The following is a 16194-nucleotide window of genomic DNA, read 5'->3' as shown; positions in this document are numbered from 1 at the left end:
TGTGAAACTGCTGATACATTTCAAAAAAAGAATGATTAAATCAGGTAATACAAAAACGATTATCTTTACCCTAAATGCTGATATGCTTCAGTGATATACTATCAAAAAAATCAATTGAAAGAAAAAAATATATTTAAAAGAGCAACATTAATAAAACAAATAGAGGAAAACTCTAACTGGGATGTTATAATTATTGGTGGTGGCGCCACAGGATTAGGTGTTGCTTTAGACAGTGTTACGCGTGGGTTTAAAACACTTTTGTTAGAACAAGTGGATTTCGCAAAAGGAACCTCGAGCCGAAGCACTAAACTACTTCATGGGGGAGTGCGTTATTTAGCACAAGGCAATATTGATTTAGTTAAGGAGGCTTTACATGAAAGGGGATTGTTATTGAAAAATGCTTCACATTTAGTAAGTAATCAGTCTTTTATAATTCCAAACTACACATGGTGGGATACGCTTAAATATACTATTGGACTTAAAGTGTATGATGCTTTGGCAGGTAAATTAAGTTTTGGAAAATCAATACGAATTAACAAAAACGAAACTCTTTCGCGACTAAGCACTCTTAAAAAAGGAAATCTTAAAGGAGGAGTCGTATACCATGATGGGCAATTTGATGATTCCAGATTGGCCATAAATATGGCCCAAACGGCTATAGAACAAGGCGCCACAGTTTTAAATCATTTCAAAGTAAACCAATTATTAAAAAATGATAATGGCTTAGTAAGTGGTGTTATTGCTGAAAATACGGAGACTAAAGTTGTCTATTCTTTAAATGCCAAAGTCGTTATAAACGCCACAGGTGTTTTTACCGATGAAATTTTGAAAATGGATAATTCAAAATCAAAAAACATTGTACGTCCAAGTCAAGGGATTCATTTGGTTTTAGATAAATCTTTTTTACCTGGGAACGATGCTATCATGATTCCAAAAACCAATGATGGTAGGGTGTTGTTTTTAGTGCCCTGGCATAATAAAGTAGTAATAGGTACAACGGATACCTTACTTGATAGTCACAGTTTAGAACCTAAAGCTTTAGATAAAGAAGTCGATTTTATCATGACAACTGCAAATAATTATCTAACTAAGAAAGTTAGTAAAGCCGATGTGTTAAGCATTTTTGCAGGATTACGCCCATTAGCGGCACCAAAAGATAAGTCTGAGAAAACAAAGGAAATTTCAAGAAGCCATAAAATTATTGTTTCAAATTCTGAACTAATAACCATTACGGGCGGTAAATGGACTACATACAGAAGAATGGCTCAGGATACTATAAATAAAGCTATCTCAATAAGGAAATTACAAAATGTACCCTGTAAAACAAAAAATGTAAAAATTCATGGAGCTACAGAATTTAATGATAAAACCCAGCATCAATATATTTACGGAAGCGACCAAGAAGCCATTCAAAATTTAATTGTAACATCTCCTGAATTAGGTGAAGTATTACATTCACGTTTGCCCTATACCAAAGCAGAAGTTATTTGGGCGATTCGATATGAAATGGCAAGAACCGTTGAAGATATTTTGGCTAGACGGGTTCGAACTTTGTTTTTAGATGCGCGAGCAACCTTAGAAATAATTCCAATGGTAGCAAAAATGTTGACAAAAGAATTAGATAAAGATGCTTCATGGGAACAACATCAAATTGATGAATTTACAAAAATAGCGCATCAATATATTTTATAAATATCACAAGAGTACATCTCTTCAACGAAATAAACTTTCCATGGTTTTTCCAAAGAACAAAGTCTATCTAAATAATAATAAAAAAACTAACTCCATGAAACTTTAATTTTTTAAATTTCATGGAGTTAGTTTTAAAATTTATAAACTTCTATAATGAGGTGATTTGTTAGTTTATAACTTCAAAAGTTTCATAACGTTTGATTCCCCCGATTTATTTATAACCTTCATTAAATAAATTCCTTGAGATAGGTTAGAGATATCAAAGGGCGTTCCTTTTAAAAAAGGACCTTCAAATTGTTTTACTTGTTTTCCAGTGAGATTGTAAACAACCACCTGATTACAGTTTTTATTGAGTGAAAAACTAGTATTGGACGGATTTGGATACATTTTAATAACTTCTGAAGTCACTATCTTTTTTGTGCTTAAATTTTGATTTTGTGAGTATAATCGGTATTCTCCAGGCTGTAAGCTTAATAAGGCTGTTGGGTTGGTAACGCTTAACGTTGTTTCAGAAAATGTGTCGTACCAATTACCCGTAGCTGGGAAATTTGGATTCACCGATTGCGTTGTAACATCAAAATTAGCTACAATAACAACATCTAAACGCCCCACATTATCATTCAAGTTAATGCGTTTTACTAGACTGTTTAAACTAAAACTAAAATCATCTGTATTAAAGGTGGATGGAAATTGCTTTTTTAGTGCCGTCATCTTTGCTGTTACATTATATAAATCTTGACGCTCAGTTTGAGAATCATAGCCCAGTGTCCATGCCACAGGTTTTCGTTCCAGTCTACAGCTACCATCAGCAATATCGTCTGCACAGTTAATACTTTTATCGTAACCAAGTTCTCCAAATTGCCATATCATTTTAGGACCAGGGATGCCATAAAAAATAACAGTAGCAGCTTCTTGTCGATCTAATGCAGTGCTTAAGCTTTTTACATTATAGACGCCATTTAAATTACCATAAGCTAAATTTTTAACCATTAAACGTTCTTCATCATGACTTTCCATATAGCCAACGATATGTGGATTATTCCAACCTCTATTTTTATACGACAACCAAGAAACATCGGCTTCTGAAGCATATCCCATAGTATTTTGATTGAAACTATGATTTAGATTACCCCAAAGCATGATGCCATAATTAGCTAATTCTATTTCTTCAGAATTATCGGATAAATGCTCAAAAATGACATAGGCTTCATTCCCGGGGTCTTTATTCCAAATATGGTCTGCATATGCTTTTAAATTGGCTATTCTATTGGCATCGTAGGTGCTTGCCCAATTGTCCGATCCGTAATAAAGGGTGTTTGAAAATCCTTTGGTAAAATCGAAACGGAAACCATCAATGTGATATTCATCCATCCAAAAACTTAACACATCATTAAAAAAATTAACAGTGTAATTAGATTCATGATTGAAATCATAACCCCAATGTGCGTTGGTATTATCAACTAAATTATGACTTTGATTGTAATAGGGGTTATTTGCCGCAGGTTGATTATTTGTTGCGTCCCAATACATTTGTAGTAATGGTGATTGGCTGAATGAGTGATTAAAAACAACATCTGTAATTACGGCAATACCCCGTTTATGGCACTCATCTACAAATTCTTTTAAATCGTTACTGGTTCCATATGCTTTGTCTAAAGCCATGTAGAATGATGGGTTGTAACCCCAACTGTCATTACCTTCAAATTCGTTTATAGGCATAAGTTCAATAGCTGTAACCCCTAAATTTTGTAAATAATCGAGATGTGTTATCGCCTCTTGGTAAGTATTATTTTCTGTAAAATCTCTTAGTAACATTTCATAGATAACGATGTTTTCTTTATTGGGTCTCGTAAACGCGGTGTTTTGCCAATTATATATGGCTTCATTAATTTTAAAAGAGGACACAATACCTGTTGTTTTTCCTGTTGGGTATGCCATTAAATTAGGGTAGGTGGTAGACGTAATGTATTGATCGTTATTTGGATCAAGAACTTTTTTAGAATAAGGGTCAGCTATTTTTAAATTATAATCAATAGCATATTGATAGGCATATTCTGTATTAGGATCCAAACCTGTTACTGTTAACCAAAAATTATTTCCGTCTTTTTTCATTTGGTAGGTTTCGTTAAGTGTCCAGTTATTAAAATCTCCAACTAAAAAGATATCGGTTTTAAAAGGCGCTTCTAAAACAAAAGTAACGCTGCCGTCACCATGGTTATTATAGCCTTTTTTTAAACCTGCAGGCATGATTTGATTTTGAGTGTTTGTTTTTACATAAGCAGAAATAGTTTCTTGTTTGGTTTCGTTGTTTTGCACTGCAATGGCTTCAATAGTATAATTTCCTGTTGAAGTAAATGTATACGCCGTTGAAATAGACGTTGCATTTGAAGCTGTTTGTATAGACGTATTATTAACTTTTAGTTCTAAATTGGCATGAATGCTTGATTCTGCATTTATGGTAATAGCGTCGTTTAAATTATATACAGCTTGGTTTGTTGGGTTCGTAATAGTTACGTTTAAGCCTTCGGCATATATAGGAATGAAAATATCGGGTCTAGATTGAGCATTTCCAGCACTATTTCTAAACACAATAGCAATATCGGTAATAACTTCTCCTGTGGTTGAGCTGTAAAAAGTTGATATGTCTGGCGCTATAATTAGTTGGTAAGTATTTGTACCCATACGGGTTAACTTTGGTTGTGTCGTGTTATTGCCCCAGCTACCTATAGTATGTTTCCAGTCAGTATTACTAGTTGATGCAGATGTAAGAATCCCTGTATGTGCATAGATGTCGCCTGTGTAACCTGCTAACTCTGTTCCTTCGGCATTAAAAGTAATGGTTATGATACCTGTGCTTGTTGGTATTGCAGGTGATGTTGTTGTTACCTGCGAATACGCTAACGATGCAAAGGTTAAAAAAAATAAGTAAAAAAGTTTTTTCATAATCTAAATTTTTGAAAAAGAGGCTGTCTTAAAAGTGTATTTTATTTACTTTTTCAGGTTGAGCTTGTCGAAACGGATATGGATTATCAATACGTTTAAATATTTCGACAGGCTCAATATGACACAGAATGGTACTTTTCAGACAGCCTCAGGAAATTATTAAACTTAATTTATAATGTAAGTTCCTTTGTTAAAATTTACAGTTATGGTGTATGTTCCAGTTCCAGGAGACGCTATGTTGTTTTCATCATCTCTTATAATCATATCATTGTATTTTTTACTTGCTCCCCAATCATTATCAAAAGCCCCCAAAGTAGGTAAAAACTTAAATTCATCGGATGCTGTTAATGCCGTTGAAAGTTCAAAAACCCCTTGAGACAACTTAGTAAAAGAAATAGCATTACTAGCGTTCCATCCAACAGGAGAACCCACTAAAAATAGGTTGTCTGGTATTTGAGTAACCGTGTAAGACAACGTATTAAAATCGACATTAATCATATAAGTGCCCGCTACTGCAACGGGAATATTACTTTCACCATCTTGAACCAATTTCCCTGCATTATCAGGATCTTTACCCCAATCGCCATCATAAGTGCCAGATTCTGGTAATAGTTTAAATTCTGCACCCGCTTCAAAGGTTTGAACTCTTACAAATACGCCGTTCCCTGTTGTATTAAACTTTTGCGTAGCATCAGCATTATTCCAACTATTTTGAGATCCTACGGAATATAAATTATTTATCGCTGTTACTTTTATGGTCTGCTTATTAAAATCAACAATCACCACATATTTTCCAGCGGTAGTTATTTTAATATTTTGTTCTCCATCTTGAATTAAGCCTCCAGCATTATCAGGGTCTTCTCCCCAATCACCATCGTAGGTACCGAGTGTTGGTAAGAATTTAAATTCGTCATTAACACTAAAAGTATAAGTAAGCGAGAACACACCATTACCATCATTATAAAATGGAAGTGCCGTAGCATTATTCCATCCATTAATAGAGCCAACCATAAATAAGTTATCTGGTGCTGTAAATTCTTTAACTGTTATTGAAAGCGTTGGAAAATCTACAGTAATGATATAGGTTGATGTATTTAAAACTTTTAAATTTTGTTCTCCATTTTGGATTAATTTACCCGGATTACTAGGGTCTTCACCCCAATCGCCATCATAAGTCCCTAAAGTAGGTAGAAACTTAAACTCATCATTAGCAGATAGGTCTATTTGCAATTCAAAACCGCCCTTTCCATTACTCTTAAAAGCATGGGCTGTGGCGTTATTCCAACCATTATGGCTTCCTACTAAGTATAATTCATTGATAACAAAGACATCCCAATTTAAAAATTGTTTTTCAGCCTTTAATTCTGAAACATCATCACTAATTTTAGCATTAACAGTCCATATCACATGCTTGGCATCTGCAAATTCTTCACCTATTTGAGTATTAGTCATTGTAAAAGAAGTTCCTGAAGCTATAGGAAATGATTTTAAAGGATCTGAAAAGTTGCCTCCTAATTCATCAAACAATAAGGTATAAACTATAGTTCCGCTTCCAGTGGTTGTTGCAGCTGCTTCCCATGAAAAAGTAACTTCTCCATTTGGTTCACCATAAATATCTGCTTTAATAACTTTGTTATTGCTAGGTAACAATAAATTGAAGTTTTTAATTCCATTGGTTGAGAATCTAACAAATTCAATATTATTCTTACTTGTTGAAACCTCTACATCTCCATTTGTTGCCACCACCTGCCATTGTAATTCGGCAGTTTCTCCAGCCTCATAACCGGCAGCACTTAATGCTTCATCAATATTTGCAAAGGTTATGGTTAGCATGTTGTCTTTGCCATCATTATTCGATGGAAAACTCACAAATTCAGGAGTCTCTAAACCTGCTTTAAAGAATAAAACTTTATAAGTGGGTGTTTTTGAAACTCCAGGTATGGCTTTATTCCAATTAAGTTCAATGGTGTTTTCTGGAGTTCCAGAATTTAATACATAATTTGAAGCGCTACCTTCAGCTATACTAAAATCATTTAAAGCTTCAGTATCCGAGCTAAATTCTACATCCTCTGTACAGGATACAGAAAATACTAGAAGAATTATTGATATTTTGTAAAGTATATTTTTCATAATATTTATATGATTTTAATGACTAGCTGCTCTTAAACGAATGGTTCCTTTTGCAGATTTTATTGTTGGATTATCGGCATCAAAAAAATAATACTCCAACTCTACTAAAGTTCCTGAATTATATAAGCTAGAAAAACTAGCCGCAGGTATTATGGATGCTTGGTAGTACAAGCCACTAAAAGTCGTTGACATTTCAATTGCCATGGATGGGGTTGCAATGGCCTCAATATGTACACTTATATTTTGGGCACCCGTCATGGCTGGGTTAGATAAACCCGTAAAGTTTTTATTAAAACGCATGGTCACAACATCTTTAGTGGTTGCTTGAGACGGGAAGGTTCTTACCTCGTCTGCGATAAATTTAAACGGTGCAAAAGGGATTGTTAAATCTCCTGTTTGAAACGTTGGAGCTTGATCTCTTAATAAATATCCAATAGATGTTATAGATCCTGGAGCAGCCTCGGCACCATATAATTCTGCTAAAGTTTTATAGGTATTAGCACCATCTACAATAGGAAATTTAAGTCGATACTCCGTGTTGCTTACTTTAGTTAACTTCGCTGCTGCCTTTATACTCGTCCAAGAACCATTTATTTTGGAATCGCCAGCACTAGAAAAACTCCAGATGTATAAATCTTTGCCTTCTAATGAATTGCCACCATTATCTTTTGCCCCTGCCACATTGAAAATAATTTCAATGTTTTCATCAATAACCGTATAACTTGCAGGATTTCCTGTAATTACGGGGTTTTGGGCTTGAACAGTTACTATGGATAGGAAGAAAATACTAAAAAATATATTTTTCATAATTCAGTTTTTATTGTTTAGCTAATATGTATTCGTATCGGGTAACAGGGTTGTTATCGGAATCGAACCTTTCATAATTCAATGATAATTTAGGTGCATCTCCAGAAATCTCAGAATAAGTTCGAATATAAAAAGTAACATTTTCACCATTAATTTGGGTTTCTATTCCAGAGGATGCATTCATTCCTAATTGTTGATTTACTAGATTAATCGCATCACTAGTAATCCAAGCCCAAGTTCCTGTACCTTCAGTTATCACATACATCATTGGAGAATTTCCAATAGTAGTTGTTAAAGAACTATTATCTATTTTCAAAGTAAAATCAGAAAATGGCATACCAGCAATAGCATTGGTAATATCTATTTTGGTGGCAAAATCTGGAAAACTTTTCTTTTCAGCATCTAAGTCAACTTGACTTGCACTTTCTATAACCCAAGTACCCATTATTTGCTCACTTCTATCTACAGTATCACCAAAAGTGCCTTCATTATCTGGACTGCATTGGGTGAACATGACTAATAAACTTATTAAAAAGCTGTATTTAATTATTTTCATAATGTTATTTTTTTAGTTACAACCACCAGTTGGGTTTTGAATAAATCCTGTAAATACTTCAGTTGCTGGAAATTGAAATAACATACCATTACAATTCCAGGGTGCATTTCTTATAGTAAGTGAAGTTTCACTAACACCAATTCTTTTTAAGTCGTTAACTCTGTTTCCTTCACCAAGTAATTCGATGCGTCTTTGATCTCTTATTAAAGTTATTAATTGTGCTTTTGAAAGTCCAGAAATAGTTGAAAGCCCCGCTCTATTTAAAATTAAATTAATATCAGTTTCAGCTTGAGGAAGACTACTGGTTTCTGCAGCGGCTTCTGCTCTAATTAAAAGTAATTCTGTATAATGAGCCAATGGAACATGTAAAATTCCTTTATTAAATTTATTTAAGAAATATTCACCATCTGTTTGTTCAAGCAGTGCTTTTCTTTTGTCTGTTGAAGGAATAGCATTATATAAATCTTGCATAATTCTAATAGTCGTATTAGAAACTGCTAAATCCGAACGATACCTACCAAAAGTGCCCCCTTTGCTATTTGCAGTAGATTCTGAAACGATTCCGAAAATTGTTTCAACATTTGGAGATTCCGTATTGTTATTATCAACCAAATTTCCTGCAAAACGTTCTGTACCTGTAGCACCACCTTGATACAAATTAACATCAAAAACGGCAGAGGTGCTTGTTAGTGCACTGTTTGCATAACTAAAAGCTTGTTCATAATTGGATCCAGCCGCGTCAATATCAGGTCCAAATCCTGCTTGAAAAAACACTTTAGCTAAATAAGCTTCTGCTGCAGATTTATTAGCATAATTCTGGTTTTTTGAGTTAGTAGTATTTAATAAGCTTTCAGCCTCTTTCAAATCACTAATTAGGCTCGCATAATTTTCAGCTACAGTGCCTCTTTTCTGACCAATAGAATTGTCTACCGAAACGATATATTGAATACCTAAATGCGAATTATCGGCGCTATAACCAGGGGAGTGCGACATAAATCTCGAAACTTCAAATAGTGCTATACTTCTTAAAAGAAGCGCTTCTCCTTTCATTTCTTTCACTCTAGCATCGGTAGCAGACAAACCTAAAGCGTCCAAATTATTTTCAATCTGTCCTAATACAACATTGGCATCTAAAACAATGCGGTAAAAACCACGGTACATATTATCTCGAATGGTATTATTAAAGAATGATGTACTTCTATTATAAATTTCGGTTTCATCGGAGTTTATTCCAACAGGGCCATCTATGTTATCACCATTAATTTCGGCGTAAAGTTGAGCATTTCCGCCTAAAGGCCAACCTAATTCGTTATATCCTGCGTTTAATAACGCTTCTAAATCGGCTAGATTTGTAGGGCCAACTATGTCTACATTTTCAGGAAGTTCTTCTAAATCACAAGAAACAAATAATGATATAGAGAAAAACAACGCTAGTATTAATTTTAAATTCATTTTCATCGTTTCCATTTTAAAAAGTTGCATTAATGTTAAATGTGAATGATTTCGCCTGTGGAATACTTAAATACGATACATTTGGCGATAAATTTCTATCCCTTTGAAACTGGAAATCTCTTGCAATTTCAGGATCACCACCAGGAAACTTAGTCCAAGTAAATAAGTTTGATCCAGTTAAAGCAAATTTTAATGAGCTTATGCCTGTACCTTTTAAAAACTCGGCTGGTAATGTATAATTAAGTGTTACATTTCTTAATCTTAAATAAGAAGCATCATATAAATACCCCGTGTGATTATATTGCCATACACCAGAAAGGCCACTTACTTCGTTGTTATCGTAAAAAAGTCTAGGTTGTTCTGTAACATCCCCAGGGTTTCTCCATCTGTCATATATATCAGTTCTCACGTTTGATGAATTATCACCATCAATAAATGTCCCTAAAGCTCTTTTGGCAAAACTGTCATAAATATTACCTCCAATGGTAAATACAAAATCGGTATCTAAGCCCCAGTTTTTGAACTTGAATTTATTACCAAACCCACCTGTAGCATCTGGAATAACAGAACCCGCGGATACTCTGTTCGCTAAATCGAAGGTTTTGGTTTCATTACCTGCCTTATCTAAAAATATGGGCAATCCATCAGTAGGATCTACCCTTGCAAAACGAACCAAATAATTTGTACCAATAGGTTGTCCTTCAATAACACGGGTATCATTAAATCCGCCTTCTAATAAATCTGGACTTACACCACCTAGGCTAATTAATTTATTAGCATTGTGTGCAATGTTAAATGTAGTTGTCCAAGAAAAATCGTCTCCTACAATATTTTTAGAAGTCCACGTAAATTCAAGACCCTTGTTTTCAATTTCGGCAGCATTTAACCATAAACTTTCACCAAATCCTGAAGATGGAATTTGAAATAAATCCAACAATACATCTTTAGATTTTTTATAATATCCAGATAATTCTGTTTCTATACGGTTTTTGAAAAGATTTAATTCAATCCCAAAATCTACGGTTTGAGCTGTTTCCCATTTTAAGTCTGGGTTATCCAATCTAATAATAGATTTATATGGATTTCCTAAATAATCAGTGCCAGAATTTGGAATACTATAAGCTCCGAATCTGGAGTCATTTCCAATTTCAGAATTACCTGTTATACCATAAGATGTTTTAACTTTTAATAAACTAACCGTGTTGCTATTCGCTATAAAACCATGTTTAGAAAAATTATAAGCCGCAGAGGCTGTTGGGAAAAATCCATAGCGGTTATTTTCTCCAAAACGGGAGGAACCATCTACCCGAGCCAGTGCCATTAAATCCAATGCGTCATTAAAAGAATAACTAATTCTACCAAAATAAGAGGCAAAAGAAAAGGCTGATTTACCAGTACTTTCTCTGGTGTAATCTGGCGCATCCGATTGGTAAAGTGGCACAGGACTGTTTATGTAACCTTCAGCATTCCCAAATTTATAAAGCAACTTTTCACTACGTTGATACTCCGTACCAAGTAAGAAGTTAAAAGAGTTTTTGTCGTTAACATCCAAAAGATATGAAGCTGTAAAATTGGTATTATAATTTGTAACAAAGAATGGAGTTTCAGATGCAAAGGTATTTTGTTCTGCTTCTGGTGTACCACTAATTCTTCCAACCTCTAAAGATTGCCAATAATAATCTCTAAAATCCATATAGTCTAAAGATCCTGTTCCTCTAAGGTATAAGTTTTCAATAGGCTGATAATCTATAGCAATAGAATTTATGGATCTCATTTCTTCCGATCTTCTATCTCTATATTGTAATTCTACTAATGGGTTTGCAAATGAATTATCAATATCTCCACTGGCTAAATAAGGTGAGTAAAATGGCAAAGAAAAACTTTGTGCGTTTCTCCAAGTATCGTTAATATTAACCTTATCGTAACTACCTTTAGTTAACGATGTATTAAGGCCGATTTTTAGATTTTTAAGTAGTTGATAATCTAAATTAAAGCGTCCACTTAATCTCTTATATTCATCATTTTTAATAAAAGATTCTGTATCATCATAGGATATGTTAAAATACGTTTTTAGTTTTTCAGTTCCATAATTTACAGAAAAACTATGTTTGTTAGATATCCCTGTTTTAGTTACTAAATCAATCCAGTCTGTATTTGTATTTAATGCATCTTCCCATGAAATATTTCTTGGTAATGGTACTAATCCAATATTGCCGTCATTTTCCCATGCTTCTTGATATACTTGAAGTAATTGCTTATTATCTAATATTTTAGGTGTGAAGGTAGGTTTAGAAACTGTAACACTTCCAGTATATGAGAATTTCAAACCTTCTTTACCTCTTTTTGTTTTTATTAAAATAACCCCATTTGCTCCACGAGATCCATAGATTCCGGCTGCTGCTGCATCTTTTAAAACCTCGATGCTTTCAATATCATTTTGGTTTAAAGACGCTAATGGGTTATTGTTTTGTCCGTTAGAATCTCCTTGCAAAAAATAATCTTGTGTAATAGGTATCCCGTCTACAACATATAAGGGATCACCACCTGCAGAGATTGAAGAAATTCCTCTAATTCTCACCACATTAGAGGAACCCGCTAATCCAGAACCTTGAATTACCTGTACCCCAGATGCTTTTCCTTGCAACGCTGCATCAATAGAAGAAACAGGGTTATCTCTTAAGTCATCCCCATTTACTCTTACAGCACTTCCAAGAACTTTACTTTTTTTCTGAACACCGTAACCAATAATGACTACCTGATCCAGTTGAGCAGCGTCATCGACCATCTGCACGTTTATGATAGCCTTACCGTTATACGTTATTTCTTTAGATTGATAGCCAACATAAGAGAAAACTATAACATCTCCTTTTTTTACTTCAATTTGATAGTTTCCATCAAAATCTGTAGCCGCTCCTGTCATCGTATTTTTAATAACAACATTAACTCCTGCGAGCGGAATTAAAGTTGATTGTTCTGTTACTGTTCCTGTTATGGTGTTTTGTCCATACATAAAAGCAGGGGCGAAAAACAGGAAACACAGCAAACTATTAATAGTTTTTTTCATATGTTTTGTTAAATTAATCTGTTAATTAGTCTCGTTATATTTTCACTTCTCGATGTTAAAACTAGATAAAATTTGTGTAAATAAATAATTCATAATTACGAAATTCTCAACGAAAACGTTTTCGTGTTGACAACTTTTCATTAAAATGATATTTTTTTATTAAATGTTTAAAAAAAATAAAATCATGAATGTGTTTGAGATGTTATTATGTACGAAACTCAGAAGTGGGAATTCGGCATTATCTGAGGACGGTTTGAATTTTAAACTTTTTGTAGTTGTAGATAAAGATTATTATATTTAAACCATTCCTATAGGATTAATTTATATAATGAAACGAAAAATAACCTTAAAACAAATTGCGAGGGAGTTAGATGTATCTATTTCAACGGTTTCTAAAGCTTTAAGTGGAAGTAAAGAGATTAGCGAAGATACTACTCAAAAAATTCAGGCATTTGCAAAACTTTATAATTATAGACCCAATAATATTGCTTTAAGCTTAAAAAACAGAAAAACAAAAACCATTGGAATTATTATTCCAGAAATAGTACACCATTTTTTTTCAACAGTTATTAGAGGTATAGAATTGGTTGCTAATAAACGTGGCTATAATGTGATTGTCGGGCTATCAAACGAATCGTTCACCAAAGAAATTATCAACATGGAAATGCTGGCAAATGGTAGTATTGATGGGTTTATTTTATCTATTTCCAAAGAAACATTACTCAAGCAAGATTACCATCATTTTAACGCCACTATTAATCAAGGGATGCCCATTGTTTTGTTTGACAGAGTGGTGAATGAAGTAGATTGTGATAAAGTTATTGTTGACGATTTTAAAGGCTCTTTAAAAGCAGTAAACAAACTCCTATCTACAGGTTGTAAAAATATTGCACTTATTACTACTATGGATTATGTGAGTGTTGGAAGACTTAGAACACAAGGCTATTTAGAAGCTTTAGAAGATGGTAAAATAAATGCAGATGCCAATTTAATTTTAAAAATTGATGATAGTTTAGATGTTGAAGGACATTTGGATGTATTAGAAAACGAAATCGAAAAGTTCTTTAAAAGCAACAAAAAAATAGATGGTGTTTTTGCCGTTAATGAGTTGTATGCGGTAACAGCGATGAAAGTAGCCCGTAAACTCGGTTTTAGCATTCCAGATGATATTCAAGTTATTGGATTTACAGATGGTGTACTATCAAAACACGCGACCCCAAGCTTAACAACCGTAAGCCAACATGGTCAAAAAATGGGTGAAAAAGCAGCCGATTTATTGATTGAGAGATTAGAACTAGAAGATGAAGAAAGTGTTGAATACATTGGGGAAAATGAGCGTAATGAGCATTTTAAAACGGTTATTATTGAAACAGAACTAATTGAAAGAGACTCTACTAAATAATTTTTTTATTAGGAATATAGAAATTCTTTTATATCTTTGACCCGAAATCAAAACTTATATTTTCACTCCTCATTTAAGTTTTGATAAGTAATTAGTCGCTTATCAAATAGTATTAATTTAACATACTATTTAATGGAAAAGCGTAAGTTAAGTTTCTGGGAAATATGGAACATGAGTTTCGGTTTCTTAGGAATTCAAATGGGTTTCGCCCTACAAAATGCCAACGCAAGTAGAATCCTTCAAATTTTTGGCGCCGATGTTCACGAACTATCATGGTTTTGGATAATTGCCCCCCTTATGGGCTTAATTGTTCAGCCTATAATAGGCTATTACAGCGATAAAACTTGGGGACGCTTTGGCCGAAGAAAACCGTACTTTTTAGTAGGTGCCATTTTAGCATCCATAGGTTTGGTTTTAATGCCACAAGCCAATATGTTTATTGCCTTTTTACCCGCACTTTGGGTAGGTGCAGGAATGCTCATGATTATGGATGCCTCCTTCAATATTGCCATGGAACCTTTCCGTGCTTTAGTAGGCGATAATCTTAGAACAGACCAACGTACTTTAGGATTTAGCGTACAGACTGCGTTAATAGGTTTTGGTGCAGTTCTTGGTTCGTGGTTACCTTATGCTTTACATAATTGGTTTGATGTTTCTAATGAAACCTCGTTGGGTACGGTGCCTACTAATTTGATTCTTTCTTTTATTATTGGCGCGGTTATTTTGATTGTTTCAATTTTGATAACCATGTTGGGTACCAAAGAATATTCACCTACCGAATTAGCAAGCTTTGAAGAAGATCAGGTACATGCTGAAACATCTGAAACTGATGTGCAAGAAAAATCGAGTTTATTAGATATTTTTGAAGACTTCAAAAAAATGCCAACAACCATGCGTCAACTAAGTTGGGTGCAATTCTTTTCTTGGTTTGGACTTTTTGGGATGTGGGTATTTGCTACGCCCGCCATTGCACAACATATTTACGGTTTACCATACACTGATAACGGTAGTGAAATGTATCAAGATGCAGGCGACTGGATAGGTATTTTGTTTGGGGTTTACAATTTAGTGTCTGCTTTTTATGCGTTTGCATTACCATATATCGCTAAAAAAATAGGAAGAAAACGTACCCATGCAACATCTTTGTTTATTGGAGGTTTAGGTTTGCTTTCTATATACATTATGCCAGATAAATACTGGCTTATAGTTTCTATGGTAGGTGTTGGTATGGCTTGGGCCAGTATTCTAGCCATGCCTTATGCTATTTTAGCGGGGTCTATCACTCCTAAAAAAATGGGTGTGTACATGGGTATTTTTAACTTCTTCATAGTCATCCCTCAAATAATCAATGCGTTAATAGGAGGTCCGCTTGTGAAATACGCCTATGGCAATCAAGCCATTTTCGCACTACTCACTAGTGGTGTTAGTTTTTTAATCGCTGCGATGTTGGTGTCTAAAGTAAAAGATATTGACGATGTAGTAAAATCATAATTAATGAGTACAATAGGAGTTATATTCGATTTAGACGGTGTTATTGTAGATACCGCAAAATACCATTATTTGGCTTGGAAAAACCTTGCAGACAATTTGAACTTTGAGTTTACCGAAGCACATAACGAGTTGTTAAAAGGTGTGAGTCGTGTGAGGTCTTTAGAAATTTTGTTAAACATTGGAAAAGTTCAATTATCCGAACCAAAAAAGCAAGAGATATTACTGAGTAAAAACGAAGAGTATCTTAGTTATATAAAAAAAATGAATGCCGATGAAATCCTTCCTGGTGCAGAAAAATTATTAAATAGTCTAGATCGGTTAGGTGTAAAATATGTATTGGGTTCGGCAAGTAAAAATGCCGAATTGATTTTAAACCAAGTGGGCTTATACCATCGTTTTTATGGCATTGTAGATGGTAACTCGGTTTCAAAAGCAAAGCCAGATCCCGAAGTGTTTTTAATAGGTGCAAAAAAACTAAATATGTCTCCCAAAAACTGTATTGTTTTTGAAGACGCCATTGCAGGTGTTGAGGCAGCCCATGCAGCCCATATGACTTCGGTCGGAATTGGAGACAAAGAAATCTTAAAAGAGGCCAACTTCAACTTTAATAGTTTAACAGAAATACCTGAAGATTTCTTCAGAAAATTTATCATCTAA

10 protein-coding genes are annotated in these 16194 nt (G+C 34.1%); 4 read left to right on the top strand and 6 right to left on the bottom strand.

Features of this window, described 5'->3' with window-relative positions; translation table 11 throughout:
- Nucleotides 1-114 precede the first annotated feature (114 nt).
- Nucleotides 115-1692, top strand: coding sequence for a glycerol-3-phosphate dehydrogenase/oxidase (locus tag QLS71_RS02300; protein WP_308991147.1), 1578 nt, complete (start codon nucleotides 115-117; stop codon nucleotides 1690-1692).
- Nucleotides 1693-1863: 171 nt separating this feature from the next.
- Here the strand turns inward: QLS71_RS02300 and QLS71_RS02295 are convergent, their stop codons facing one another.
- The 6 genes from QLS71_RS02295 to QLS71_RS02270 all read right to left on the bottom strand — a co-directional run bounded on the left by QLS71_RS02295 (nucleotide 1864) and on the right by QLS71_RS02270 (nucleotide 12644).
- Nucleotides 1864-4635: an alpha-amylase family glycosyl hydrolase gene (locus QLS71_RS02295; RefSeq protein ID WP_308991148.1), complete on the bottom strand. Its 2772-nt coding sequence runs from the start codon at nucleotides 4633-4635 to the stop codon at nucleotides 1864-1866.
- A 165-nt stretch (nucleotides 4636-4800) separates the two neighbouring features.
- Entirely contained in the window at nucleotides 4801-6765 is a 1965-nt protein-coding gene (locus QLS71_RS02290; protein ID WP_308991149.1) for a SusF/SusE family outer membrane protein, read from the bottom strand.
- A 15-nt stretch (nucleotides 6766-6780) separates the two neighbouring features.
- Entirely contained in the window at nucleotides 6781-7572 is a 792-nt protein-coding gene (locus QLS71_RS02285; protein ID WP_308991150.1) for a hypothetical protein, read from the bottom strand.
- Between the two features lie 10 nt (nucleotides 7573-7582).
- Nucleotides 7583-8128 carry a DUF5004 domain-containing protein gene (locus QLS71_RS02280; RefSeq protein WP_308991151.1) on the bottom strand — a complete coding sequence of 182 codons (546 nt, stop codon included), beginning with the start codon at nucleotides 8126-8128 and terminating at the stop codon, nucleotides 7583-7585.
- 12 nt (nucleotides 8129-8140) lie between these two features.
- Nucleotides 8141-9580, bottom strand: coding sequence for a RagB/SusD family nutrient uptake outer membrane protein (locus QLS71_RS02275; protein WP_308991152.1), 1440 nt, complete (start codon nucleotides 9578-9580; stop codon nucleotides 8141-8143).
- A gap of 16 nt (nucleotides 9581-9596) precedes the next feature.
- Complete coding sequence (locus QLS71_RS02270; RefSeq protein ID WP_308991153.1) at nucleotides 9597-12644, bottom strand: TonB-dependent receptor; 3048 nt, start codon at nucleotides 12642-12644, stop codon at nucleotides 9597-9599.
- Nucleotides 12645-12972: 328 nt separating this feature from the next.
- Here QLS71_RS02270 and QLS71_RS02265 point away from each other — a divergent pair, with 328 nt between their 5' ends.
- The 3 genes from QLS71_RS02265 to pgmB all read left to right on the top strand — a co-directional run bounded on the left by QLS71_RS02265 (nucleotide 12973) and on the right by pgmB (nucleotide 16194).
- The gene (locus tag QLS71_RS02265; RefSeq protein WP_308991154.1) at nucleotides 12973-14046 is read left to right on the top strand and encodes a LacI family DNA-binding transcriptional regulator; all 1074 of its coding nucleotides are present in this window, start codon (nucleotides 12973-12975) and stop codon (nucleotides 14044-14046) included.
- Nucleotides 14047-14178: 132 nt separating this feature from the next.
- On the top strand, nucleotides 14179-15537 hold the full coding sequence (locus tag QLS71_RS02260; protein WP_308991155.1) for an MFS transporter: 1359 nt from the start codon (nucleotides 14179-14181) through the stop codon (nucleotides 15535-15537).
- A 3-nt stretch (nucleotides 15538-15540) separates the two neighbouring features.
- Nucleotides 15541-16194, top strand: a complete 654-nt coding sequence (gene pgmB, locus QLS71_RS02255) for a beta-phosphoglucomutase (RefSeq protein WP_308991156.1) — start codon at nucleotides 15541-15543, stop codon at nucleotides 16192-16194.

The sequence above is a fragment of the Mariniflexile litorale genome (assembly GCF_031128465.2).
GTDB lineage: Bacteria > Bacteroidota > Bacteroidia > Flavobacteriales > Flavobacteriaceae > Mariniflexile > Mariniflexile litorale.
Note: the sequence above shows the minus strand (reverse complement) of the source record. Positions and strands in the feature narration are given on the sequence as shown.

Excerpts from the sequence above, each read along its gene's own strand:
- QLS71_RS02295 (WP_308991148.1), bottom strand. The coding sequence starts at position 4,635 with ATGAAAAAACTTTTTTACTTATTTTTTTTAACCTTTGCATCGTTAGCG.
- QLS71_RS02290 (WP_308991149.1), bottom strand. The coding sequence starts at position 6,765 with ATGAAAAATATACTTTACAAAATATCAATAATTCTTCTAGTATTTTCT.
- QLS71_RS02285 (WP_308991150.1), bottom strand. The coding sequence starts at position 7,572 with ATGAAAAATATATTTTTTAGTATTTTCTTCCTATCCATAGTAACTGTT.
- QLS71_RS02280 (WP_308991151.1), bottom strand. The coding sequence starts at position 8,128 with ATGAAAATAATTAAATACAGCTTTTTAATAAGTTTATTAGTCATGTTC.
- QLS71_RS02275 (WP_308991152.1), bottom strand. The coding sequence starts at position 9,580 with ATGAATTTAAAATTAATACTAGCGTTGTTTTTCTCTATATCATTATTT.
- QLS71_RS02270 (WP_308991153.1), bottom strand. The coding sequence starts at position 12,644 with ATGAAAAAAACTATTAATAGTTTGCTGTGTTTCCTGTTTTTCGCCCCT.
- QLS71_RS02265 (WP_308991154.1), top strand. The coding sequence starts at position 12,973 with ATGAAACGAAAAATAACCTTAAAACAAATTGCGAGGGAGTTAGATGTA.
- QLS71_RS02260 (WP_308991155.1), top strand. The coding sequence starts at position 14,179 with ATGGAAAAGCGTAAGTTAAGTTTCTGGGAAATATGGAACATGAGTTTC.
- pgmB (WP_308991156.1), top strand. The coding sequence starts at position 15,541 with ATGAGTACAATAGGAGTTATATTCGATTTAGACGGTGTTATTGTAGAT.